Here is a 23431-nt window from a genome sequence, read left to right on the forward strand (position 1 = left end):
CCATGCAGGCACCGCACCACGCCGTCCGTCTCACCGCCCTCGTGCGCCGCCACCCGGTGCTGAGCGGTTCGGCCGGGGCGGTGGCCGTCCTGGTCGCCGTGCTCCTCGTGGTGTTCCTGCCCGACGGCAGTTCCGCCCCGAAGGCGGCCAACGTCTCCCGCAACCTGCGTGCCTGTCTGCTCGACTCGCCGGCCGGCGCCACCGACGCCGCCCTCGCCCGGGCGACCTGGCAGGGCATGCGGGCCGCCGCGGACACCGGCAAGGTCAACGCCGAGCGTTTTCCGGACCCGACGATCGACGCCAAGGCGGCGCTCCCGTACGTCAACGGCGCGGTGCAGCACCGGTGCCGTCTGATCTTCGCCGTCGGCACCGGGATGCGCGCCGCGACGGAGGCCGCCGCGAAGGCCAACCCGCACCAGCGGTTCGTGCTCGTCGGCGCCACGTCCTCGCGTCCCGGCGTCTCGGTCATCACGCCTTCGAACGGCGGCCCGGGTGCCGTGGCCGACCACGTCAGGCAGTTCATCTCGGCGCAGCTGTGAACTGCCTCGGAGGCCGTTCGCCGAAGAGATCCCGAAAGCCACGACCTCATCACGAAGCGGCAGCGAGAACTCACTGAAAGTGGCTGCTCACTTGACTACCGGCGGTCACACACGATTGGCTCCGGCCAGTGAGAGTCACCCGGACGGCGTACAGCACGTCGGACGCGGCCCGGGAGCTCGCTCTCGCCGTTTCTCCAGTTCGGCCGCACAGCGAGGTGCCGTACCCTCATGAACACTCCTCCCCCGCCTCCCGCCTCCCACAGATCCGTCCGCGTAGCCGCTCTGGCGGTGGCCGTCGGGCTGCTCGTGGCCGGGTGTTCCGCCTCCTCCGGCCGGTCGGAGTCCGGCACCGGCTCGGTGGCCGGGGCCGGCAGCAGTGGCGGTATGAAGATCTCCATGGTCACCCACGGCGCGCGGGGTGACGCCTTCTGGGATCTGGTGAAGAAGGGCGCCGAGGCGGCCGCGGCCAAGGACGGCGTCGAGCTGACGTACGCCAGCGACCCGGACGCGGCGGCGCAGGCAGAACTGGTGCGGGACGCGGTGCGGCAGAAGACCGACGGCATCGCGGTGACGCTGGCCAAGCCGCAGGCGATGAAGGACCCGGTCGCGCAGGCGAAGGCGGCCGACATACCCGTGGTCGGCCTCAACTCCGGTATCGACTCCTGGCGGTCCGAGGGGCTCCTGGAGTACTTCGGTCAGGACGAGAGCGTGGCCGGGCGGGCCGTCGGCGACAAGCTCGACGGCCTGAGGGCCAAGCACGCCCTGTGCGTGATCCACGAGCGCGGCAACGTGGCCCTTGAGGCCCGCTGCGCCGGGGTGAAGAAGACCTTCGTCGGCCAGACCGAGAACCTCTACGTGGAGGGCACCGACCCGCAGGCCACCTCCGCCGCGATCACCGCCAGGTTGCGGCAGGACCCGAGCATCGACGAAGTGATCACCCTGGGCGCGCAGTTCGCGCTGCTCGCCGTCAAGTCGGTGCAGGCGTCGGGCAGCCAGGCCAAGGTCGCCACCTTCGACCTGAACAAGGACCTCGTCCAGGCCGTCCAGAGCGGCGACGTGCAGTTCGCGGTCGACCAGCAGCCGTATCTGCAGGGCTATCTCGCCGTGGACGGGCTGTGGCTGTACCGGACCAACGGCAACATCAGCGGCGGCGGGGTCGCGCCCGTGCTCACCGGCCCGGCGTTCGTGACCAAGGCGAACGTCGCCGCCGTGGCCCGGTTCGCGGACGGCGGGACCCGCTGAGCCGGCCCGCGTACACCGACGTCTCGAAAGATTTCGAAGCCCCGGGGCCCGTCCGGTCACTTGTGCGGATAGCATCCTGTGCACCCCTTCTCTCCGCGCGCACGGCCACCCCGTCACCCCCTCCCTCCGCTGACCGCCTAGGACGACCATGTCTCCACGGACAGGTGCCCGGCCCCGCCGTCTCGGCTCCATACGTCTCTCGCTGATCCTGCTGGCCCTGGTGCCCAGCGTCACCCTCGCCGCGATGTGGGGCGTCACGACGACGCAGATGTTCACCGAGGGCCTGCGGCTGCGCTCGCAGACCGAGTTGAGCCGGTCGACCGGCGCCATGGGCACCGAGGCGACGCTCGCGCTGCAGCGGGAACGCAGTCTGTCGGCCGCCTGGCTGTCCGGCGACCCGCGCGGCTCCCGTGCCGCGCTGGACGCCCAGCGCAAGGAGACCGACAGGGCGGTCGCCAAGCTGGTCGGCCAGTCCGCCGCGATCAGGAAGGCGCCGGCCCGTATCTCCGACCGGCTGTACTCGGTCGTCGGCTCGGTGGGCAGCCTCGAGTACTACCGGGGACAGGTCGACGACCCGACGGACATCACCGCGGCGCAGGCGCTGGACCAGTACAGCTCGATCATCGACGACCAGATCCACGCCTTCCAGGAGCTGTCCCAGGTCGACGACGGCGACCTCACCTCGCAGGCCGGCCCGCTGGTCGCGCTGGAACACGCGGCAGAACTGGTCGCGCAGGAGGACACGCAGCTCACCCTGGCCTGGCCGGCGGGGCGGCTCAGCGACAAGTCGTGGGCCACGCTCACCCAACTGGTCGACACGCGGCGCTGGCTGGTGCAGGACCAGATCGTGCCCTCGCTGCAGGACAGCGCGAAGACCCAGACCGAGCGGATCCTGCAGAGTCCCGAGTGGCAGACCGTCCAGGACATCGAGGACCAGGTGCTGGCGGCCCGGCCGGGCCCGGACGGGAAGGTGGCACTGCCGCACGCGCGCGACCAGTGGGCGGGCGCCTTCGCCAAGGTCGGCGCCGAGTACGGGCAGATGATCCAGGCCCAGACGTCCGGGCTGCTGGACCGCAGCGCGGACAAGGCGCACAACCTGCTGGTGACCGCCGCCTCGTTGAGCGCGGGCGGACTGGTCGCGCTGCTGCTGTGCGTGGGCATGTCCTGGCGGATCACCCGCTCGCTGTCCCGCCGGCTGCGCGGCCTCAGGGAGGCGACGCTGAGCCTGGCCGAGGAGAGGCTGCCGGACGTGGTGGCCCGCCTCGACCGGGGCGAGAAGGTGGACGCGGACCAGGCTGCCCCGCCGCTCGACTACGGCGGTGACGAACTGGGCCAGGTGGCGCGGGCGTTCAACAAGGCGCAGCGCACCGCGGTGCACACGGCCGTCGAACTCGCCGACACCCGGCGCGGCTTCCAGAAGGTGATCCTCGGCATCGCGCGCCAGTCCCAGAACCTGGTGAACCTGCAGCTGACCAAGCTGGACACGCTGGAGCGCGAGCACACCGACCCCGACGTGCTCAAGGGCCTGTACGAACTGGACTCCACGGCCAGCCAGTTGCGCCGGTACGAGGAGAACCTGGTGATCATCAGCGGTGAGCAGCCGCGGCGCACCTGGCGGGAGCCGGTCGCGCTGATCGACATCCTGCGCAGCGCGGTCGGCGAGGTCGCCCAGTACCAGAGGGTGGAGGTGCACACCGACGAGGACGTGTACCTGGCGCCGCCCGCCGTGGCCGACGTGATCCATCTGCTGGCCGAGCTCATCGACAACGCCACCGCGTACTCGCCCTCCCCCGCGCCCGTCGGCGTACGGGCCGCGCTGGTCGCCAAGGGCCTCGTCGTGGAGGTCGAGGACCGCGGGCTCGGCATGACCGAGGAGGACTACGCCTCCTTCAACGCCCAGTTGGCCGTCGAGCCGCAGTTCGACGTGGTGGCGCTCGCCGACGACCTCCGGCTCGGCATGTTCGTCATCGCCCAGCTCGCGACCCGGCACCGCATCACCGTCACCCTGCGCCCCTCGCCGTACGGCGGCACGACGGCGATCGTGCTGCTGCCGCACGAGATCGTCGTACGGGAGGCTCCCGAACCGCCCGCAGCGGCGCGCGAGGAGGCCGTGGAGCCCGTCGCCGAGGAGCGGCCCGTCCGGCCCGCGTCGGCCGCCGAGGCCACGGTCTCGGCCCTCGCCGCGCGGCTGCGGGACTCGCTCACCGAGAGCGAGCACTCCCGCGCCGAGGAGACGGGAGACGCGAGGCGCGAGGCCGGGCCGCGCACGGCTCTCACGCCGCTCCCCCGGCGGGTCCCGCAGACCGCCCTCGCCGCCGAGTTGCGCGAGGAGGCTGCGGCCGCCGCGGGGGACTGCGACGTGGACGAGTTCACCGCGGAGCGGGCCGCCTCCTCGCTCGCCGGGTTCCAGCGCGGGACGCGACGGGCGCGTGACGAGGACGCCGAGACGCAGTACGACCAGGAGGAGGCAGCCCTGCCGCGAGCCCCGGCGCCCAGGACGCCCGCCGAAGGCCCCCGAGTCCCCTCGACACCGCCCGCCGACCGCTGACGAAGGACACCGCCATGACACGCCCCATCCCCGCCACCCACACCGCGCTCGATCAGTTGCTGACCGGACTGGTGGACCGGGTCGCCGAGGTGAACCACGCCGTGGTGCTCTCCGAGGACGGCCTGGTCGTCAGCAAGTCCACCGGGTTCCTGCGCGACGACGCCGAACGGCTGGCCGCCACCGCCTCCGGTCTGATGAGCCTGAGCAAGGGCGTCAGCATGGACTTCCGCGGCGGTCCCGTGCGGCAGGCGCTGATCGAGATGGCCCACAGCTACCTGATCCTCACCTCCGCCGGGCCCGGCGCCCACCTCGTGGTGCTGACCAGCCAGGGCGCCGACGTAGGGGTGGTGGCGTACCAGATGAACATGCTGGTGAAGAAGATCGGCGAGCACCTGAGCGCGGCCCCGCGAACAGGCATCGGCCCCACTGCCGACTCCGGCGCGTGAGGTGGGCGGAGGCGACACGGCAGGCCGTCTCGTACGGCCGTTCGCGCTGACCGGCGGACGCACCCGGCCCAGCCGCGCCGACTTCACGCTCATCACGACGGTGACCGCGGTGGACCCGCCGCCGACCTGGGCCACCCGACCTCAGCCGGAGCAGCAGCGCATCCTGCGCCTGTGCGCCGAGCCGATCGCCGTCGCGGAACTCGCCGCCCTGCTCGACCTCCCGGTGAGCGTGGTGGTGATCATGCTCTGCGATCTCCTGGAGGCGGGCCGGATCACGCTCCGCCCGCCTCACCCGGTGACCCGGAACCAGGACCTGGACCTGTTGCAGAAAGTGAGGGACGGCCTTGGCCGACTCTGACACCATCACCCGGTCGGCACCCGACACGGTCAAGATCCTCATCGCCGGCGGTTTCGGCGTGGGCAAGACCACCATGGTCGGGTCGGTCAGCGAGATCGCCCCGCTGCGCACCGAGGAGTCGCTGACCTCGGCCGGCGTCGGCGTGGACGACCTCGAGGGCATCGAGGAGAAGAAGGCCACCACCGTGGCCCTGGACTTCGGCCGCATCACCATCGGCGACGACCTGGTCCTCTACCTCTTCGGCACGCCCGGCCAGCAGCGTTTCTGGTTCATGTGGAACGACCTGGCCATCGGCGCTCTGGGCGCGGTCGTCCTGGTCGACGTGCGCCGCCCGGAGAGCAGCTTCGCGGCGATCGACTTCTTCGAGCGCCGGGGCATCCCCTTCGTCGTCGGCGTCAACGGCTTCCACGGTGAGCATCCCTACCCGCCCGAGGAGATCCGCGACGCCCTCGCCCTTCCCGACCACGTCCAGATCCTGTTGTGCGACGCCCGCGAACGGGGATCGTGCCGGGACGTGCTGATCGCGTTGCTGGACCAGTTGATAGCCGCTCAACAAGCGCAGACCTGAATTCCGGCGGGGTACGGCGACGGGGTGCCCCCTGTCTCAGGGGGCACCCCGTCGGCCGGTCGGACGGTCAGGACAGGCCGGCCGTCTTCAGCCAGGCCTTGGCGACGTCCAGCGGGTCCTTGTTCTCGAGCTGGACCTGCGAGTCGAGGTCGAGCAGGGTCTTGGTGTCGAGCTTGGCGGACACCGCGTTGAGCGCGGCGACGCCGTCCGAAGAGAGTCCGCTCTTGTAGACGAGCGGCTGGACGTTCTCGAATCCGAAGAGGTTCTGCGGGTCCTGCAGGACGACGAACTTCTCCTTGGTGATGTTCGGGTCCGTGGTGAAGATGTCCGCGGCCTGCACGGTGTTCTTCTTCAGCGCCGCCAGGGTCAGCGGGCCGCCCGCGTCCAGCGCCTTGAAGCTCTTGAACTCCAGGCCGTATACGGACTTCAGGCCCACCAGGCCCTGCTGCCGGGTCTGGAACTCCGGCGAGGCCCCGATGGTCAGGTCCTTCGCGACGGCCTTGAGGTCCGCGACGCTGGAGTCGGAGGTCAGCTTGTACTTGTCGGCGGTGGCCTTGTTGACCGTGACGGAGTCCTTGTCCTGCGCGGAGGCGGGGTTCAGGAGCGTCAGCTTGGAGTCGAGCTTCGCCTCGATCGCGGCCGTGGTGGCCTCGACCGTCTTGGGCGCGGCCTTCGGGTCGAGGTAGGCCAGCAGTGCGCCGTTGTACTCCGGCAGCACGGTGATGGAGCCGTTCTTCAGCAGACCGTACGTGGTCTCACGGCTGCCGATGTTCGGCTTGTAGGTGACCTTGACACCCTTGGCCTTGAGGGCCTCGCCGTAGATGTCGGCGATCAGGATGCTCTCGGCGAAGTTGTTGGATCCGACGACGACGGTCTTGCCGTCGGACTTGCCGCCCTGCAGCGGGTCGGACTTGCTGCTGGAGGAAGATGAGGAACCACATCCCGCCAGCAGGGCCGTGGTCGCGGCAAGCGCGACGGCCGCCGCGGGGTAGCTCCTGATGGACCTGGGGCGTGGGGCGTTGGAAGTCACGATTCCCGTTCCGGACTCGGGGGATTGATGAGAAGCAAGCTCTGCTGCTGATCCAATCCAGCCGGTTCTTACTCAGTCAAGAGCAGCCTGGTCACCAATTGGCCTCAATGCGTGATCGGTTGTGAATGCAGTGTGAACAGGCTGAAGGGGAAGCGGAGGCGCTTTGTAACGGATTCTTGACGTAGGGCGACGTACTTGATCGTTCCAGAAAGCGGTAGTCTCACCGAAGTTGACGTCGGTCACAGCGGAGTACGGGGGCCGCTGCGGTGTCATCCGCACCATTCCTGATGATCCAGCAATCGATCAGAATCGGTCAGGCGCTTCGTGTCGCGCGACCGACACCCCCATGAAGGAGGCCCGGTGTCCACGAAAGAGGTGGACGCGACCCCCCGGCCCGCCCAGCCCTCGTCCAGGGGTGGTATACGGCGGTTCGCCGACCGGTGGCCGTTCCGGCGCAAGCTCAACCTCATGGTCGGCGTGCCGCTGGCCGTCGTAGCCGCCCTGCTCTCCTATCTGATCGCCGGTCAGGTCTCCCAGGCGCGGGACGCGTCGAACGCGGCGGATCTGGTGCGCAACAGCGAGCAGGTCGCCTCCCTGGTCAACGACCTGGAGAGCGAGCACCAGCTGGCGATCCTGCTCTCCGTGCGCTACGAGGCCGGCGGCCGGGGCGTCCAGTCCTCGCTGGCCGCCTACCGCAAGGCGCAGAAGGCGGTCGACACGCAGATCGCCAGGGTGCGGGACGCCTTCGGCGGCGCGCTGCCCGCCGGTGAGGCGCAGGCGCTGCAGGAGGTCGAGGGTCTCACCAGCCTGCGCACCACCGTCGAGCAGAGCTACCTGCCGGCGAGCAACATCGACCCCGCCTACGTCAACGCCGCCCGGACCCTGATCGACGGGCTCGGTCTCGACCGCAACTCCGAGCTGGCCGCCACCTTCACCGGCAACCTGCTCGACTCCCTGCTGCGCGCGGACGCCGCGCACGGCTCCTTCGAGACCGGCGTGTTCTCCGCGACGACCGGTGACACGAACGCGCAGATCGAGTTCACCACCGCCGTCGGCGCCTACGAACTCTTCAACAACCAGTCGGACCGGTTCGCCCGGTTCGCCACCCAGCAGCAGGCCGAGGCGCTGGCCGGGATCGAACACACCAGCGCCATGCGGGTCATCTCGCAGGCGTACGCCGAACTCCAGGTCGCCCCCAGCACCCTGCAGGCGAGCACCCCGGCGGAGATCAGGACGGCCTTCCAGGACGCGCTGGGCACCTACCCCGCCTACCCGCAGCAGGCGGTGAGCAGGCTGGACATCACCACCTCGCTGATCGACCAGATCGCCCACCGTGCCGACGCCGCCGCCAGCGACGCCATCTGGCGGGCGGCGCTGCTGCTGACCATCGGTCTGCTCGGCTTCGCGCTGTGGATCGCCTTCTCCATCCTGGTGCGCCGCTCGGTGGTACGGCCGGTCGAGGCCCTCACCGGTGCCGCGCGGGAGGTCGCCGACGTCGCCGGGCGCGAGCTGGCCCGGGTCGCCGACGACGACGCCGAGGACGACAGCCCGCCGAAGCTGCGCGAGATGCCGGTCACCGCGAACGACGAGATCGGCGCGCTGGCCGAGGTGTTCAACCGCGTACAGACCACGTCGATCGCGCTGCTGGAGCGGCAGGTGCTCAGCCGGCGCAACGTCGCCGAGATGTTCGGCAATGTGGGCCGCCGGGTCAGTAACCTGACGGCACGTCAGCTCGCGCTGATCGACGCCGTGGAGCGCGGCGAGACCGACCCGGCCCTGCTGGAACGCCTCTACTCCATCGACCACATCGCCGTCCGCCTGCGCCGCAACGCCGACAGCCTGATGCTGCTCGCCGGCATCCGCGAGACGGTCCTGGACTCCGGTCCGACCGCGCTCACCAACGTCGTACGGGCCGCGCTCGGGCAGATCGAGGGCTTCCAGCGGGTACGGCTGCACGCGCGCACCGAGGTCATGGTGGAACCCGACATCATTGGCGACCTGACGCTGATGGTGGCCGAACTGCTGGAGAACGCGGTGTCGTTCTCGCCGGCCGGCAGCCCCGTCGAGGTGTACGTACGGGACACGTCCGGCGAGGAGGCGCCGGGCGGCGCGGCCATCGTGATCGCCGACCACGGCCTCGGCATGAGCGCCGACCGGCTCGCCGAGGAGAACGCCCGGCTGATCCGCCGCGAGCGGCTGGACGTCGTACCGACGAAGGTGCTCGGTCTGTTCGTGGTCGGCACCCTGGCGCGCCGCTGGGACGTCGCCGTCACCCTCTCCCGCACCCCGGGCGGCGGCGTGACGGCGGAGGTGACGGTGCCGCCGTCCCTGCTGCTGGCGATGAGCCCGGTGGGCGTCGCCGCCGGCGGCTCGACGGGCCGGCGGGGCTCCATCGCGTCGGCCTCGGAACCCGCCACCGGGCCCCGGCCGTCGACCCCCGCCGGAGACAACGCCCGTCTGGCGTCCGGCACTTCGCCGGGCAGCAAGCCGGGACCGCTCCCGCGCCGGGTGCCCCGCCGGGACCCGGCGGAGACGGCACCTGCCTCGGACACGGGCACGGCCGACGCGGAGCGCACCCCGTTCATCCCCACGGCGCGCGGCGAGACCCCGCCCGCCACCGTGGCGCCGGAGGCGGGACGCCCGAGCTGGGCCAGGGACCCGGAACCGCTCCACGAGCCAGGCGACGCCGTCGCACCGGCCGAGGACGCAACACCCTCCCGTCACGACGCCGTTGACGACTGGGTATCGTCGGGCGGAGTCCGAAGCGGCGAGACAGCGCTGTCCGCCGAGGTCAGAAGCGGCGCCACGGCCCCCGCGACGAGCACGACGCCCCCCGGGGACGGCTCGGCCCGGCCGCTGCGCCGACGGGTGCGGGGCGCGACGCTCCGTACGACCGTGGACGCCGCGGCGCACCAGGCGGCGCTCCAGGTCGCGCGGCCCGCCGACGCGGACGCCGTCCGGGACGCGCTCGACGAGTTCGAGGCGGCCGTGGAGCGGGCGAACCGCGACAGCGCCGCCGCGGTCCCGGCACAGGGCGACGGCGCCCGACCGGCCGGTACCGCTCCCGAGACCCTCCCCGACCCGCACGACCAGAACCACCTCCCGGAAGGAGCCGAGCAGTGAGCACGTCGACAGGCGACACTCCCCACGCGGGAGCCAGCACGCCGGCCGAACTGCAGGCCGCCGCAGCCGACTTCACCTGGCTGTTGAACCGCTTCGCGACCGAGACCGCGGGCGTCGTGGACGCCATCGCGGTGTCCTCCGACGGACTGCTCATCGCCGTCTCCGAACTGCGTGAGCACGCCGACTCGGAGCGGCTGGCCGCGATCGTCTCCGGCATCACGTCCCTGGCCGCCGGCGCGTCCGGCAACTACGGCCTGGGCGCCCTGAACAAGGTCATCATCGACCTGGAGGGCGGCCATGTCCTGGTCTCGGCGATCGGCAGCGGCGCCGTGCTCGGCGTGGTCACCGACAAGGAGGCCAAGCTCGGCAACATCGCCTACGAGATGACGCTGTTCGCCAACCGGGCCGGCAGCGCCCTCAGCCCCCAACTCGTGCTCCAGCTCAAGAACAGCGTCGGCGCCGCATCCGCGCGCTGACCGGTTGCCGCCCTCACATGGTTTCCTGAGGGCGCGATCGAGGAGGAAGACACCCCATGGCGGACGGCTCCCCACCGCCGGGCGACCCGGACCCGGTCGGCCCCGCCCCCGCCGTACGGCCGTTCCTGGTCACCGCCGGCCGGGTCGCGCCCACCGCGTCCGAACGGCCGGTGCCGGTGGAGACCCAGGTGGTGGCCACCGCCGATGGACTGGCCGTGCTCGAGGACCTCACCTTCGAGCAGCACGACATCGTCGCCGGGTGCCGGCAGCCGCAGTCCGTCGCGGAACTCGCGGCCCGGCTGCGGCTGCACCTCAACGTGGTCCGGGTGCTCGCCGAGGACCTGCGCGCCGCCGGGTACCTGGTGGTGCACGTGCCCGACTCCGGCGTCACCCACGACGCCTCCGTCCTGCGCAGGGTCATCGAGGCCCTGCGTGCCATCCCCGACTCCCGAGGGGTACTCCGTGACACGGACTGAACCGGCCGCCCCCCGAGCGACCGCTCCGGTGGCCGCCGTCGCACCGCCGCTGCCGGTCAAGCTGGTGATCGCGGGCGGCTTCGGCGTGGGCAAGACCACCGCCGTGGGCTCCATCTCCGAGATCGAGCCGCTGACCACCGAGGCCGCCATCACGGAGGTCGCGGCCGGCGTCGACGACCTCAGCCACACCCCGCGCAAGACCACCACCACGGTGGCGATGGACTTCGGCTGCATCACCATCGACCCGACGCTGAAGCTGTACCTGTTCGGCACGCCCGGCCAGGAGCGGTTCGGCTTCATGTGGGACGACATCGTGGAGGGCGCGGTCGGCGGACTGGTCATCGTCGACACGCGTCGCCTCGACGACTGCTACGCCGCCGTCGACTACTTCGAGCACCGGCAGATCCCGTTCGCGGTCGCCGTCAACGCCTTCGACGGGAAGGTCGAGCACACCCTGGACGAGGTCCGCTGGGCGCTGGACGTCACCGAGGGGGTTCCGCTGGTGGTGTTCGACGCGCGGGAGCGGGGGTCTGTGCGGGACGCTCTGCTGGTTGTGCTGGAGCAGGCGCTGGCACGTAGCGGCGGCTGAGAGTGTGCCCCCACCGGTTCGCGTTCTTCTGCGGGCCGGTGGGGGCTTGTCGCGCCGGCGCGGCGGTAGCCGCACATCGCATACAGCCCCGCGCCCCTAAGGGGCGCTTCTGCGTACCCCGGGTGACACGGTGAAGCGGGCTACCAGCCAGAACAAGCCCAGCGTCACCAAGGCCAGGACCGCCACCAGCGTCGCCCCGCCCACCACCTTCTCGTAGTTGCGCTGGTAGAGGCCGTCCACGATGTAGCGGCCGAGGCCGCCGAGGGAGACGTACGCGGCGATGGTGGCCGTCGAGACGATCTGGATGGCCGCCGAGCGCAGGCCGCTGAGGATCAGCGGCAGGGCGACCGGGAGTTCGACCTGGAAGAGGACGCGTGGCTCGGCCATGCCCATGCCGCGGGCCGCGTCCACCGGGGACGGGTCGACGGAGCGCACCGCCTCGTAGGTGGTGACCAGGATCGGCGGTACGGCGAGCACGACCAGCGGGATCATCACCGGGGTGAGGCCCAGCCCCAGCAGCACGAACATCAGCACCAGCAGGCCGAAGCTGGGCAGGGCGCGGCCCGCGGTGGCGATGAGGGCCACCGTGTTGCCGCCGCGTCCGGTGTGCCCGGTGAGCAGGCCGACCGGCAGGCCGATGGCGGCGGCGACGGCTAGGGCGATCAGTGAGTACTGGATGTGCTCGCGCAGCCGGGTCGGGATGCCGTCGTAGCCGTGCCAGTGGGCGCTGTCGCTGAAGAAGCTGTTGATGAAGTGCAGGACGTTCATCGGACGGTGTCCTCCAGTACGGCCTGAAGGGGTTCGGGCTCGTCCACGGGGCGCGGTTTGCGGTTGCCGCGCGGCATCCACGGCGTGACGAGGACGCGCAGCAGGACCAGCAGGGCGTCGGCGAAGATGGCGAGGACGGCCGTGCCGACCACGGACAGCCAGATCAGCCGGTTCTGGTGGTAGATCATGCCGTCGTTGAGGAGGTTGCCGAGCCCGCCCTGGTTGCCGATCAGCATGCCGACGCTGACCAGCGAGATGCTGGAGACGGTCGCGACCCTGAGCCCGGCGATGATCGCGGGCGCGGCGATCGGCAACTGGACCTGGAAGTAGCGTCGTACGGGCCCGAGGCCCATGGCGGTGGCCGCGTCCAGGGTCTCCTGGGGGACCGAGCGGACGCCGTCCACGATCGCCGGGACGAACACGACCAGACTGTAGACCCCGAGCGGGATCATCACCGTCGTCTCGGTCTGGCCGGTGTAGTCGATGAGGACGACGAAGAAGGCCAGCGAGGGGATGGCGTAGAGGACGGTCGTCACCCACAGCACCGGCGGGTACAACCACCGCAACCGTACGCACAGTTGGGCGACGGGCAGCGCCACCAGGAGGCCGGCCGCGACTGGGACCAGCGCCTCCCGCAGGTGCAGCCCGACCAGGCCCCAGTACGTGTTCTGCAGGTCGCTCGGGATGTCGAAGAGGCCGCCGCTCATCCGGCGACCTTCTCCGTACGGCCCGCCGCGTGCGCGGCGCGGATGGCCTCGCCGATGGTCTGCTGGGAGACCACCCCGGTGACCCGGCCGCCGGCGTCCACCGCGACGGCCCAGCCGGTCGGGGAGAGCACGGCGCCGTCGAGGGCGGCGCGCAGGGACTCCTTGCCGTGTTCGAAGGGCCGGCCGTGGGTGAGGAGGCGGGCCGGGTCGACGGATCCCGCCCGCAGCGCCTCCGGCTCGCTCCAGCCGAGCGGCCTGCCGTCCACGTCGGTGACGAGGAGGTAGGGCACGTCCTTGGAGGTGCGGGCGGCGATCTGCTCGGCGGTGGCGTCGACGGCGACGATCGGGCTGGTCAGCAGGTCGAGGCCGGCCGAGGAGAAGAAGGACAGCCGCCGGATGCCGCGGTCGGCGCCGAGGAAGTCCTCGACGAAGGCGTCGGCGGGGTCGGTGAGCAGTTCGGCGGGCGGGGCGAACTGGGCGAGGTGGCCGCCGGTGCGCATCACGGCGACCATGGTGCCGATCTTCACGGCCTCGTCGATGTCGTGCGTGACGAAGACGATGGTCTTGCCCAACTCGTCCTGGATCCGCAGGAGTTCGTCCTGAAGACCTTTGCGCACCACCGGGTCGACGGCCGAGAAGGGCTCGTCCATCAGTAGCACCGGCGGGTCGGCGGCGAGCGCCCGCGCCACGCCGACGCGCTGCTGCTGGCCGCCGCTGAGCTGGTACGGGTACCGCTTGGCGAGCGAGCCGTCGAGGCCCACCCGCTCCATCAGCTCCCGGGCCCGCGCGCGGGCCTTCGCCTTGTCCCAGCCCAGCAGCCGGGGCACGGTGGCGATGTTGTCGATGATCGTGCGGTGCTGGAAGAGGCCCGCGTTCTGGATGACGTACCCCATCGACCTGCGCAGGGAGTTCACCGGCTGCCGGGTGATGTCCTTGCCGTCGATGGTGATCGTGCCCTCGCTCGGCTCGATCATCCGGTTGATCATGCGCAGGGTGGTGGTCTTGCCACAGCCCGACGGACCGACGAAGACGGTGATCGCGCGGTCGGGAATCTCCAGGGAGAGGTTGTCCACCGCCACCGTGCCGTCCGGGTACCGCTTGGTGACTGAATCTATCCGTATCAAAGCGCCGAATACCCTTCGGGTCTGGCAGGGCCGTTGGGGGGAGAGTCTAGACCGCGAGTGTTTCAGGACTTCGTCGGGAGCTTGGCGAGATCACGTCCCTCTCCTGGCGGTTTCCGTCCGCCCGGCTGAAACCGGAGTGAAGCCGCGCTGAATCCGGCGTCCCGCACGCTCTGCGGCATGAACCCGACCACACCACCGGCCCTTTCCCTCAACGAGAAGGAAGTCGCCATGACCGCCGTGCACCTCACCCCGGAACTCGTCCAGAACCCCGTCGGCGCCTACGCCGGCCTCCGCTCCCGCCCCGGCCTCGGTCACGTCGTCCTGCCGGGACTGACCACTCCCGTACGGCTGGTGACCCGGCACGAGGACGTGAAGGCCGCGCTCACCGAAGCGCGCCTGGTCCGGGACCGCTCGGCGATCGGCGGCTGCGACCTGCCCGATCCGCAGGCCGAGTTGCTGGCCGAGGGTGCCGGGGGCCTTCCGCCCGAGTACGCGCGCTACCTCTCCGGCCATCTGGCCCTCTTCGACGGGGACGAGCACACCCGCCGCCGCTCCCCCCTCACCCGCGCCTTCACCGCCCGCCGCGTCGCGGCGCTGAGCCCCTTCGTGCAGGAGACGGCACGCGAGCTGATCGGCACCCTCGCCGGCCGTGAACAGGCGGACCTGCTGGGCGAGTTCGCCTATCCCCTGTGCACGGCCGTGATCTGCGCGCTGGTCGGCGTCGACGCGGGCGACCAGGACAAGGTGTGCGGCTGGATCCGGGACTTCGCGTACGGCGACGGCAGCCGCGTCCTCGAGGGGCTCGGCGGCATCGTGGAGTACACGAAGGAACTGGTCGCCCGCCGTCGCGCCGAGCCCGCCGACGACCTGGTGTCGGCGCTGCTGGCGGACGGCGGCCTGACCGACGACGAGATCGTCACCGTCTTCTTCCTGCTGATCAACACCGGCATCACCCCGCCGGCCCTGTTCCTGGCCCACGCCGTGCTCGCCCTGCTGGACTCTCCCGAGCAGTGGGAGCGGCTGCGCACCGAGCCGGAGCTGCTCGGCCGGGCGGTGCCGGAGCTCCTGCGGTACGTCACGCTGGTGCGCATGGGCGCCACGCTGTACGCCACCGAGGACTTCGTGTTCGCCGGCACCGAGCTCAGGAAGGGCGAGGCGGTGACGGTCGCCCTGTTCGCCGCGGACCACGACCCGGCCGCCTACGACGCCCCCGAACGCCTCGACGTGGGCCGGGAGTTCGGCCGGGGCGACGGTCACCTCGCCTTCGGCCACGGCCCGCACTACTGCATCGGCGCCGCGCTCGGCCGGCTGGTGACCGGCGTGGTCCTCGACCAACTCGTCGTACGGCGCCCCGCCGCGCCGAAGCTGGCGGCCGACCGTGCCGAACTCCCCTTCGGGCACTGGCCGGGCGACGGCTTCCACCTGCTGGCGCTGCCGGTCAGCCTGTGACCCACTCCCGCACCAGGCCCAGCGCGGCTTCGCGCAGCCCGTCGTCGTCCAGGGCGGCGTATGCGGACACCGCCTCCTCGTACGCCGCCCGGTCGGCGTCGCGGGCGTCCTCGCGGGCGCGGGCCAGGGACATGGTGGGCTGGAAGTTGCGCAGGTACCGCAGCCGCTCGGCGAGCGCGATCAGCCGTACACCGCCCGTCTCCCCCTTCGCCAGGTCGGCCGTGCCGAGGGCCAGCAGGAGCGCCCCGCACAGCGGGAAGTACGCCGGCTGGACCACCGGGGAGCGGGTCAGCAGCTGCGTGACGCGGCCGGGGAAGGCCGCGAGGACCTTCTCGACGAGGGCCGCGCGGCCGTAGCGGGCGTGGGCGGTCGCGGCGACCGCCTGGAGCTCCGGCCCCCAGGCCTCCATCACCGGTTCCCCGCCGGACGCCGGGTCCCCGGTGCGCGCGAGCCGGTCCAGGGCCCGGCGCCACAGGCCCAGTCCGGTCTCGATGTCGCCCCGCGCGAGCGCCATCTCGGCGCGGGCTCCCAGGTCGGGGGTGAAGGGGTCGGCGGTGGCTCCCTCGGGCTGGTGCCGCAGCGCCTGTTCCAGCCAGTGTTCCGCCCCGTCGAGGTCTCCGGCCTGCAGGCTCGCGAGCATGATGCCCCAGCGCAGGCCGATCGTGTCGGTCCACTCGCCGAACTCGTCGAGGGCTTCGAGGGCGGCCTTCATCGGCGCGATCGCCTCCGTGCCGCGTTCCGTCTGCAGGCACAGTTCGGCGAACCGGGCCCGCGGCCAGATCCGCAGCAGCGGCACGTCCTGGTCGGCGACCGCGTCGAGCATCCGGCGCGCGGACGCCAGCGCCCGTTCGGGGTCCCGGTCGTGCTCGCCGACGTAGCTGGCGGCGCCGTTGGCGACGGCCGCGAGCAGCGGCCGGTCGCTGTCGCACAGCGTGTCGAGGGTGCCGCGGCCGCCGGGCGCGAGCACCTCGGGAAGGGCGCTCAGCACGACCGCCATCGCCCGGATCAGGGTGTCCGGCGGCGCGGGCGGCAGGCGCCGCAGCGCGAGGAGGGCGCGGGCGCCGCCGGGACCGAGGCCGAACAGGGAGTTGGCGGCCAGCAGGGCTGCGGCGGTGCGGGCGGTTTCCACGTAAGCGAGGCCGGGCCGGTAGTGGGAGAGCAGGGGCGCGGTGTCCTCGGCGAGGGCGAGCAGGCGGGCGTGCTGGGCGCCGGCCTCGGCGGACCACAGGCTCGCCAGGACGGCCGTCACCGCCACGGCGGTGTCCTGGTCGGCGCGTTCGAGCGCGCGCCGCAGCGCGTGGACGAGGTTGTCCTGTTCGGCACGGACGCGCTGCCAGGACGCGAACGGCCGCGCTCCGAAGGGCGCGTCGTGATGGGCGACACCGAACTCCCGTGCCCAGCCGAGGAACCGCTCCGTCACGGCCGTGTCCTCCCCGGCCCGCTCCCGGTGCGCGGCGGCGAACTCCCGTACGGTCTCCAGCATGCGGAAGCGGGTGCCGGCCGGGGTGTCGGTCACCCTGAGCAGGGACTGGTCGACGACGTCTTCCAGGGTCCCCAACACGTCCGGGTCGCCCACGAGTTGTTCCGCCGTCTCGGCGCTGAAGCCGTCGGGGAGGACGGACAGGGTGCGCAGCGCGGACCGCGCCTCCTCGTCGAGGAGGTTCCAGCTCCAGTCGACGACGGCGTGCAGGGTGCGGTGGCGTTCGGGCGCGTCCCGGCGCCCGCCCCGCAGCAGCGCGAACCGGTCCTCCAGCCGGCGGGCGATCTCGGCGACCGACATCACCCGCACCCGGGCGGCGGCGAGTTCGACGGCGAGCGGGAGTCCGTCGAGGCGGCGGCAGAGGGCCGCGACGGTGTCGGCGGGCAGATCGACGTCGGGACGGGCGGCGCGGGCGCGCTGCGCGAACAGTTCGACGGTGGTGGCGAGATCCAGCTCCGGCAGGGCGTGCACGGCCTCGGAGGACAGACCGAGCGGGGCGCGGCTGGTGGTCAGCACGCGCAGGTCACTGGTCCGTGACACCAGCGCCTGGACGAGGTCGGCGACCCCGGCGACGACCTGTTCGCAGTTGTCGAGGACGAGCAGCGCGGGCCCGGAGCCCAAGACGCCCAGGACGCCCAGGATCCCGGCGACCACGTCGCCGCCGCCCGCACCGGGCCGCAGGCTGTCGCCGGCACCCAGCGCGGAGGCCACCTCGGCGGCGACGTCGGCGTCGCGGCGGACACCGGCGAGCGGTACGAGGTGCACGACCCGCTGCTCGGCGTCCCGGGCGACGGCACTCGCGAGGCGCGTCTTGCCCAGGCCGCCGGGGCCGACCACGGAGGTGACGCGGGCGCTGTGCAGCAGCCGGGTCACGGCGGCGACGTCGGCGGCCCGGCCGAGCAGCGGGTTGGGCTCGTGCGGCACGCCGTTGCGGACGACGGGGGCGTCGCCGCGCAGCAGTTCCTGGTGGAGTTCCTGGAGGGCGGGGCCGGGGTCGGTGCCGAGCTCGTCGCGCAGGCGGCGCCGATGGGTGTCGTAGGTGGTCAGGGCGGCGGGCGGGCCGGAGGTGGCGGACAGACAGCGCATCAGCTCCAGCAGGAGTTCCTCGTCGTGGGGCCCGGCGGCGGCCAGATCGGCAAGGGGGGCGACGGCCTCTGCGCGTCGGCCGGTGCGGGCGAGGGCGAGGGCACGGGAGCGGGTGAGCGCGTGGTGGGTGCCGGCCCGCTCCGCGCGCAGATCGGCGACGGGATCGCCGAGGGCGGGGGCTTCCCCGGCCGGGACGGCGTCCCACAGCGCCAGTCCCTCCTCCGCCTCGGCGAGGGAGCCCGCGTGGTCACCGGCGCGGGCCTTCTCCGCGGCCGCGGCGGCGAACAGCAGGACGGCCGAGGCGTCTACCTGGTCCGCGCGCAGGGCGAGCCGGTAGCCGGTGGGGGTGCTGGCGATGACCTCGGCACCGAGCTGGCGGCGGGCCCGTGACACCAGGACCTGCAGGGCCTTCGTCGGGTTCTCGGGCTGCTCGTCCGGCCACAGTCCGTCGACCAGCCGAGCCGCGCCGCAGCCTGCCGTGAGCTCCCCGGCCAGCAGCGCGAGCAGCCCGCACAGCCGGGGCGCGGTGATCTCCCGGCCCCGGTGGGCGACTGCGGACAGCAGCGTCAACTCGATGGTCACCGCGCCAGGTTAGCCAGGGCGAGGCGTCAGGCCGCCGCCGAGGACTCCGGCGCGACCGGGAAGCCTTCCGTCCGCAGCACCTGTCCGCGCGCGTCCACGGCGAACACCTCGCACCCGGCCCGTGCGGCGGCCCATCCGATGCCGTCGGTGCCCAGTGCGAAGGCGGCCGTGGCCACCGAGTCCGCCTCGGTGAGCGAGGGCGCGACGACCGTCAGGCTGAGCAGATCGGTCGCCGGACGCCCGGTCCGCCCGTCGATGATGTGGTCGCCGCGCTCGTAGCGGGCGGACGTGGCCACTGCGCCGTCGGTCAGCTCCAGGACCGTGCACAGCTTGTCGGCGTGTTCGGGATGCCGTACCCCCACCCGCCAGGGCCCGCCGGCGACGACCACGTCACCGCCGGCGTTCAGCACGAACCGCCTGGCTCCGACCGCCGTCAGCAGGTCGCCCGCCCGCTGCACCGACCAGCCCTTCACCACCGCGCAGGGGTCGAACTCCCGCCCCGGCAGCCGTACGTCGAAGGCGCCGCCGGTGGCGAGCCGGTAGTGCTCGCACAGCTCGAGCACCTCGACCAGGTCCGCGCTGAGGTCGCCACGCTCCAACTCGCCCCGGCCGTAGCGGGACACCTCGCTGTCCGGCCTGAACGGACTGAACCGCTCGTCGACCTCGCGCAGCCACCCGAAGGCGGCGTCGGCAGCCCCCTCCGGCACCCCCTCGTCGTCCACCCGCAGGGACACCGGGAACCCCATGACGTGCTCGACGCGCCGCACCTCAGGCACCCTTCGCGTCGATCGCGGCCTGGAGGGACTGCTTGTATCCCTCGCTGGTGATGGTCGCCCCGGACACGGTGTCGATCTTCGCACTCTGCGCCGTCAACGTCTCCGCGATCAGCTTCGGCACCGCGGCCGCCGTCTGCGGATGGTTCGGCTGCTGCAGCATCCGCACCGCCGTGATCCTCCCCCCGGAGAAGGTCACCTGGACCTGCACCGGGCCCTTCTCCGTCTGGATCGTCGTTCCCTTGACGACCGTGCCGGAAGAGGGCGCGGAAGACGGTGTCGTGGAGGGCTGGGCGGTGGTGGTCGTGCCGGCGATCGAGGGCTCGTAGCGCCAGACCGGGACCAGGCCCGCGATGCTGAGGACGACGACGGGTATGGCTCGCTTCACTATGGTTTCCCGTCCTCCTCAGCCGGCCAGGCTGAAGCGCTCGAAGTGGATCTGCTGCTTGGGCACGCCCAGGTCGCCCAGCGTGCGCAGGACCGCGTTCATCATCGGCGGCGGGCCGCACAGGAAGACGTCGCGGTCGCCGATGTCCGGTACCAGCCGGGCCAGTTCGCGCGGTGCCAGCCGGTCGGGAACGGGCGGGCCGGTGACCAGGTGCAGTTCGGCGCCCTTGGCGGCGGCGAGGTCGCGCAGCTCGTCGTAGAGGACGGCGTCACGTTCCGAGGCGACGCGGTAGATGACGACGGCGTGGCCCTCGATGTCCTCCAGGATGGCCCGGATCGGGGTGACTCCGACGCCGCCCGCGATGAGCAGGGACTCGGTCTTCCTGCGGTGCAGGGTGGTGAAGGCGCCGTAGGGGCCCTCGGCGAAGACGCGGGTGCCGACCTTCACGTGGCGCAGAGCGGCGCTGCCGGCGCCGGCGGCCTTGGCGGTGAGGCGGAGGGTGCGGCCGTCGGGGGCGGCGGAGAGGGAGAAGGGGTTGGCCTGCCACCAGCGGTCGGCGGTCAGGAACCGCCACAGGAAGAACTGGCCGGCCTGCGCGGGCAGTTTGTCCAGGTCCTTGCCGGTGATGTGGACGGAGACGACGTTGTCGGACTCCGCGACGACCGCCGAGACGCGGAACCGGTGGCGGGTGTTGCGCCACAGCGGGAGCACCAGGCGGCCCAGGACGACCGCGCCGAGGGCGACGGCCCACACGCCGTACCAGTAGGCCTTCGCGGCGGACGACGCGGTGAACGTCGTACCGACCGCGACCTGGTGCGTGAAGGCCAGCACCACGGCGACGTACGTGTACAGGTGGATGAAGTGCCAGGTCTCGTAGGCGAGGCGGCGACGGGCGTAGCGGGCCGAGACGGCGCCGACCACGAGGATGATGGCGAGTGCGACGGTCGCGCGGAGGACTCCCTCCGTGGTCCGGGCGAGGTCGACCAGCTCGGTGACCGGGCCGACGCCCGCGCCCTGCGCGTAGCCGAAGCTGATGAAGACGGCGTGCGCGAGGAGGGTCCACAGGAGGGCGAAGCCGGTCCACCGGTGCCAGGAGGTCAGGCGGTCCATGCCGATGCGGCGGTCGAGCCAGGGCAGCCGGGCCACCAGCACCAGTTGGAAGGCCATGACCAGGGCGCCGTAGAGGCCGAAGAGGCGGCCGATGACGATGAGCGCGTTGGAGGCGAAGCCCGCTTGGGCGAAGAAGTAGGCGACAGCGGCCGCGTTCGCGGCGAGCACGGCGTACAGGCCCGTGCGGGCCACCACCCTGGGGCGTATCGCCGCAAGGGGCGCAGGGGGCGATTGGACGGTCGTCACGGGACGGCAGCTCCTTGATCGGGTCCTGGGTGACGAGCTTGGCCCGGGAGAGCTGTCGGGAACCTGTCGGACAACTTTCAAGTACTTATCGATGTGCCCGCTGTGTGCCGGACCACAGGGCCCGGCCGGGCCGGTGCCGCACTATGAGCGGGTGGAAAAAGTACGCCTCCTCGTCGTGGACGACGACCCGCCCATCGCCGATCTCGTCGCGACCGTCGCCCGCTACGAGGGCTGGGACGCGGTCACCGCGAACTCCGGCGAGGAGGCGCTCAGGATGGCCGGCGAGTTCCGCCCGGACATCGTGGTGCTCGACCTGATGCTGCCGGACATCGACGGCTTCGGCGTGCTCGACCGGCTGCGCAGCTCCGGGGCGATGGTGCCCGTGGTGTTCCTGACCGCCCGGGACGGGGTGGCCGACCGGGTGGCGGGCCTGACCCGGGGCGGGGACGACTACCTGGTCAAGCCGTTCGCGGTGGAGGAGCTGATGGCGCGGCTGCGGACCGTGCTGCGCCGCAGCGCCGGACCCGGCTTCCAGCGCTCGGTGCTGCGGGTGGCGGACCTGACGATGGACGAGGACACCCGCGAGGTGCGCCGCGGCGGCAGACTGCTCACGCTCACCCCGACCGAGTACGAGGTGCTGCGCTTCCTGATGCGCAAGTCGCCGACCGTGATGACCAAGGCGCAGATCCTCGACCATGTGTGGGAGTACGGCTTCGGGGGCCGCTCGAACGTCGTCGAGCTGGTCGTCAGCCGGCTGCGCCGCAAGCTGGACGACACGGGTGAGCCGCTGATCCAGACGGTACGGGGCTTCGGGTACGTCATCCGGCAGGCGGCCGAGTGATCCGGCGGCTGTCACGCGCGTACCGCCGGCTGCGGCTCGGGACCCGGCTGGCCCTGGGTCTGGGCGCGCTGGCGCTGGTGGTCTTCGCCGTCGTCGGCACGGCCCTGACGACGTACATGCGCGACTACCTCTCCGCGCAGCTCGACGACCAGCTGGGCCTGGCCCAGGTCGCGCAGTCCAAGAGCATCGCGGAGAACGGCACGCTCGAGGGCAAGAAGTACTACCGCTGGTACTACGCCGTGTACGACATCTCCAGCGGCGAGGCCGTGCTGCGCAAGCCGGAGCAGCCCGAGGACCTGCCCCGGGACATCGCCCCGCTCACCTCTCTGGCCCGCGCGCAGGCCGCGAGGAACGCCGAGGTGCTGAGCACCGCGCACATCGCCGACCAGGGCGTCTACCGCCTGCGGGCCTGCGAGGTCAAGCCGGGTGTGGTGCTGGTCAGCGGGGCGCCGATGGACGACATCGACGCCACGGTACGGCGGCTGATCACCGTGCAGGTGGTCGCCTTCGGGCTGGCGCTGGCGGCGCTGGTGCTGTTCGGCCGGCGGATGCTGCGGCGCGGTCTGAACCCACTGAGCGACATGGCGCACACCGCTCACGGCATCGCCTCGCACGACCTGACCGAGTCCGCGGCCCGGCTGCCGCTGCGCGCCGACAAGCGGGGCGGCGGCCCCGAGGTCGAGGAACTGCGCACGGCCTTCAACACCATGCTGGAGCACATCGACCACTCGCTGGCGGTGCGCGCGGAGGCCGAGCAGCGGCTGCGCCGGTTCGTGGCGGACGCCTCGCACGAACTGCGCACGCCCCTGATGTCGGTACGTGGTTACGCGGACCTCTTCCAGTACGCCGCCGCCAACGCCCCCGAGGAGCGGGACAGGCACCTGGCCCGGCTGCGCGCCGAGGCGGCCCGGATGGGTGTCCTGCTCGACGACCTGCTGCTGCTCGCGCGTCTGGACGCGGCGGAGGTGGACGCGCCGCTGCGGGTGCAGGAGACGGACCTGGTGGACCTGGTGCGGGAGGCGGCCGCCGCGTTCCGGGCGAGCCATCCGCAGCGCCCGCTGACGGTGACCTCCAAGGCGGCCTCGCTGAAGCTGCGCCTCGACCCGCACCGCATCCGGCAGGTCCTGGACAACCTGCTCACCAACGCGGCCGTGCACACCCCGGCCGGGACCCCGGTGTCGGTGTCGGTCGCGCTGGAGGCGGACCGGGCGGCGGTGCGGGTCGAGGACGCCGGGCCCGGCGTGCCGCCCGCCGACCGGGAGCGGATCTTCGACCGGTTCTACCGCGTCGACAAGGCCCGCAGCCGCGACCGGGGCGGCAGCGGCCTGGGCCTCTCGGTGGCCGGCGCCCTGGTGCGCGCCCACGGCGGCACGATCGAACTGAGCGGCGAGCCGGGCTCCACGGTGTTCACGGTGACGCTGCCCCGGCGAGGTCTTACGGACCGGTGACATGACGTGCGCGGCCCGCTGTTCCGGCTGCTCA

The 23431-nt window shown here is 72.1% G+C and carries 21 protein-coding genes; 13 read left to right on the forward strand and 8 right to left on the reverse strand.

Annotation, left to right across the window (positions count from 1 at the left end):
* Nucleotides 1–2: 2 nt before the first annotated feature.
* From ACIRVK_RS05275 to ACIRVK_RS05300, 6 genes are all read left to right on the forward strand, one after another.
* Nucleotides 3–539, forward strand: coding sequence for a hypothetical protein (locus ACIRVK_RS05275; RefSeq protein WP_404244048.1), 537 nt, complete (start codon nt 3–5; stop codon nt 537–539).
* Between the two features lie 228 nt (nt 540–767).
* Complete coding sequence (locus ACIRVK_RS05280) at nt 768–1781, forward strand: substrate-binding domain-containing protein (protein ID WP_404244049.1); 1014 nt, start codon at nt 768–770, stop codon at nt 1779–1781.
* Between the two features lie 148 nt (nt 1782–1929).
* Nucleotides 1930–4329 carry a nitrate- and nitrite sensing domain-containing protein gene (locus ACIRVK_RS05285; RefSeq protein WP_404244050.1) on the forward strand — a complete coding sequence of 800 codons (2400 nt, stop codon included), beginning with the start codon at nt 1930–1932 and terminating at the stop codon, nt 4327–4329.
* 14 nt (nt 4330–4343) lie between these two features.
* A complete protein-coding gene (locus tag ACIRVK_RS05290) occupies nt 4344–4775 on the forward strand; it encodes a roadblock/LC7 domain-containing protein (protein ID WP_404244051.1) in 432 nt (143 codons plus the stop codon).
* A 1-nt stretch (nt 4776) separates the two neighbouring features.
* A complete protein-coding gene (locus ACIRVK_RS05295; RefSeq protein ID WP_404244052.1) occupies nt 4777–5133 on the forward strand; it encodes a DUF742 domain-containing protein in 357 nt (118 codons plus the stop codon).
* Nucleotides 5120–5701 (forward strand): GTP-binding protein, encoded by a 582-nt coding sequence (locus ACIRVK_RS05300; protein ID WP_404244053.1) that lies wholly within the window; start codon nt 5120–5122, stop codon nt 5699–5701. The genes ACIRVK_RS05295 and ACIRVK_RS05300 overlap by 14 nt, the downstream gene beginning before the upstream one ends.
* A gap of 67 nt (nt 5702–5768) precedes the next feature.
* On the opposite strand, the gene ACIRVK_RS05305 is transcribed toward ACIRVK_RS05300, so the two are convergent.
* Complete coding sequence (locus ACIRVK_RS05305; protein WP_404244054.1) at nt 5769–6731, reverse strand: ABC transporter substrate-binding protein; 963 nt, start codon at nt 6729–6731, stop codon at nt 5769–5771.
* Between the two features lie 360 nt (nt 6732–7091).
* Here ACIRVK_RS05305 and ACIRVK_RS05310 point away from each other — a divergent pair, with 360 nt between their 5' ends.
* The 4 genes from ACIRVK_RS05310 to ACIRVK_RS05325 are packed head-to-tail and all read left to right on the forward strand — an operon-like array spanning nt 7092 to nt 11395.
* A complete protein-coding gene (locus ACIRVK_RS05310; protein ID WP_404244055.1) occupies nt 7092–9854 on the forward strand; it encodes an ATP-binding protein in 2763 nt (920 codons plus the stop codon).
* The gene (locus tag ACIRVK_RS05315; protein WP_404244056.1) at nt 9851–10330 is read left to right on the forward strand and encodes a roadblock/LC7 domain-containing protein; all 480 of its coding nucleotides are present in this window, start codon (nt 9851–9853) and stop codon (nt 10328–10330) included. The genes ACIRVK_RS05310 and ACIRVK_RS05315 overlap by 4 nt, the downstream gene beginning before the upstream one ends.
* A 56-nt stretch (nt 10331–10386) precedes the next feature.
* On the forward strand, nt 10387–10806 hold the full coding sequence (locus ACIRVK_RS05320) for a DUF742 domain-containing protein (protein ID WP_404244057.1): 420 nt from the start codon (nt 10387–10389) through the stop codon (nt 10804–10806).
* Complete coding sequence (locus ACIRVK_RS05325) at nt 10793–11395, forward strand: GTP-binding protein (RefSeq protein ID WP_404244058.1); 603 nt, start codon at nt 10793–10795, stop codon at nt 11393–11395. Before ACIRVK_RS05320 ends, ACIRVK_RS05325 begins: the two co-directional genes overlap by 14 nt.
* Before the next feature lie 96 nt (nt 11396–11491).
* Here ACIRVK_RS05325 and ACIRVK_RS05330 read toward each other — a convergent pair whose 3' ends face one another.
* Genes ACIRVK_RS05330 through ACIRVK_RS05340 form a run of 3 tightly spaced genes read right to left on the reverse strand, consistent with a single transcriptional unit; the run spans nt 11492 to nt 13994 of the window.
* Complete coding sequence (locus ACIRVK_RS05330) at nt 11492–12163, reverse strand: ABC transporter permease (protein WP_404244059.1); 672 nt, start codon at nt 12161–12163, stop codon at nt 11492–11494.
* Nucleotides 12160–12870 carry an ABC transporter permease gene (locus ACIRVK_RS05335; RefSeq protein ID WP_404244060.1) on the reverse strand — a complete coding sequence of 237 codons (711 nt, stop codon included), beginning with the start codon at nt 12868–12870 and terminating at the stop codon, nt 12160–12162. The genes ACIRVK_RS05330 and ACIRVK_RS05335 overlap by 4 nt, the downstream gene beginning before the upstream one ends.
* Nucleotides 12867–13994 (reverse strand): ABC transporter ATP-binding protein, encoded by a 1128-nt coding sequence (locus tag ACIRVK_RS05340; RefSeq protein WP_404244061.1) that lies wholly within the window; start codon nt 13992–13994, stop codon nt 12867–12869. Before ACIRVK_RS05340 ends, ACIRVK_RS05335 begins: the two co-directional genes overlap by 4 nt.
* Nucleotides 13995–14171: 177 nt before the next feature.
* Here ACIRVK_RS05340 and ACIRVK_RS05345 point away from each other — a divergent pair, with 177 nt between their 5' ends.
* The gene (locus ACIRVK_RS05345; protein ID WP_404244062.1) at nt 14172–15443 is read left to right on the forward strand and encodes a cytochrome P450; all 1272 of its coding nucleotides are present in this window, start codon (nt 14172–14174) and stop codon (nt 15441–15443) included.
* On the opposite strand, the gene ACIRVK_RS05350 is transcribed toward ACIRVK_RS05345, so the two are convergent.
* Genes ACIRVK_RS05350 through ACIRVK_RS05365 form a run of 4 tightly spaced genes read right to left on the reverse strand, consistent with a single transcriptional unit; the run spans nt 15433 to nt 21108 of the window.
* Nucleotides 15433–18591, reverse strand: a complete 3159-nt coding sequence (locus ACIRVK_RS05350) for an ATP-binding protein (protein ID WP_404244063.1) — start codon at nt 18589–18591, stop codon at nt 15433–15435. The two genes, ACIRVK_RS05345 and ACIRVK_RS05350, sit on opposite strands and share 11 nt — an antisense overlap.
* 26 nt (nt 18592–18617) lie before the next feature.
* On the reverse strand, nt 18618–19337 hold the full coding sequence (locus ACIRVK_RS05355) for an FAD:protein FMN transferase (protein ID WP_404244256.1): 720 nt from the start codon (nt 19335–19337) through the stop codon (nt 18618–18620).
* A 22-nt stretch (nt 19338–19359) separates the two neighbouring features.
* Nucleotides 19360–19752: an FMN-binding protein gene (locus ACIRVK_RS05360; RefSeq protein ID WP_404244064.1), complete on the reverse strand. Its 393-nt coding sequence runs from the start codon at nt 19750–19752 to the stop codon at nt 19360–19362.
* Nucleotides 19753–19770: 18 nt separating this feature from the next.
* Complete coding sequence (locus tag ACIRVK_RS05365; protein WP_404244065.1) at nt 19771–21108, reverse strand: ferric reductase-like transmembrane domain-containing protein; 1338 nt, start codon at nt 21106–21108, stop codon at nt 19771–19773.
* Between the two features lie 151 nt (nt 21109–21259).
* Between ACIRVK_RS05365 and ACIRVK_RS05370 the strand changes: the two genes are divergently transcribed.
* On the forward strand, nt 21260–21949 hold the full coding sequence (locus tag ACIRVK_RS05370; RefSeq protein ID WP_404244066.1) for a response regulator transcription factor: 690 nt from the start codon (nt 21260–21262) through the stop codon (nt 21947–21949).
* A complete protein-coding gene (locus ACIRVK_RS05375) occupies nt 21946–23397 on the forward strand; it encodes a sensor histidine kinase (RefSeq protein ID WP_404244067.1) in 1452 nt (483 codons plus the stop codon). Before ACIRVK_RS05370 ends, ACIRVK_RS05375 begins: the two co-directional genes overlap by 4 nt.
* The last annotated feature ends 34 nt before the right edge of the window (nt 23398–23431 follow it).

It is taken from the genome of Streptomyces sp. NPDC101152 (assembly GCF_044768275.1).
Taxonomy (GTDB): domain Bacteria; phylum Actinomycetota; class Actinomycetes; order Streptomycetales; family Streptomycetaceae; genus Streptomyces.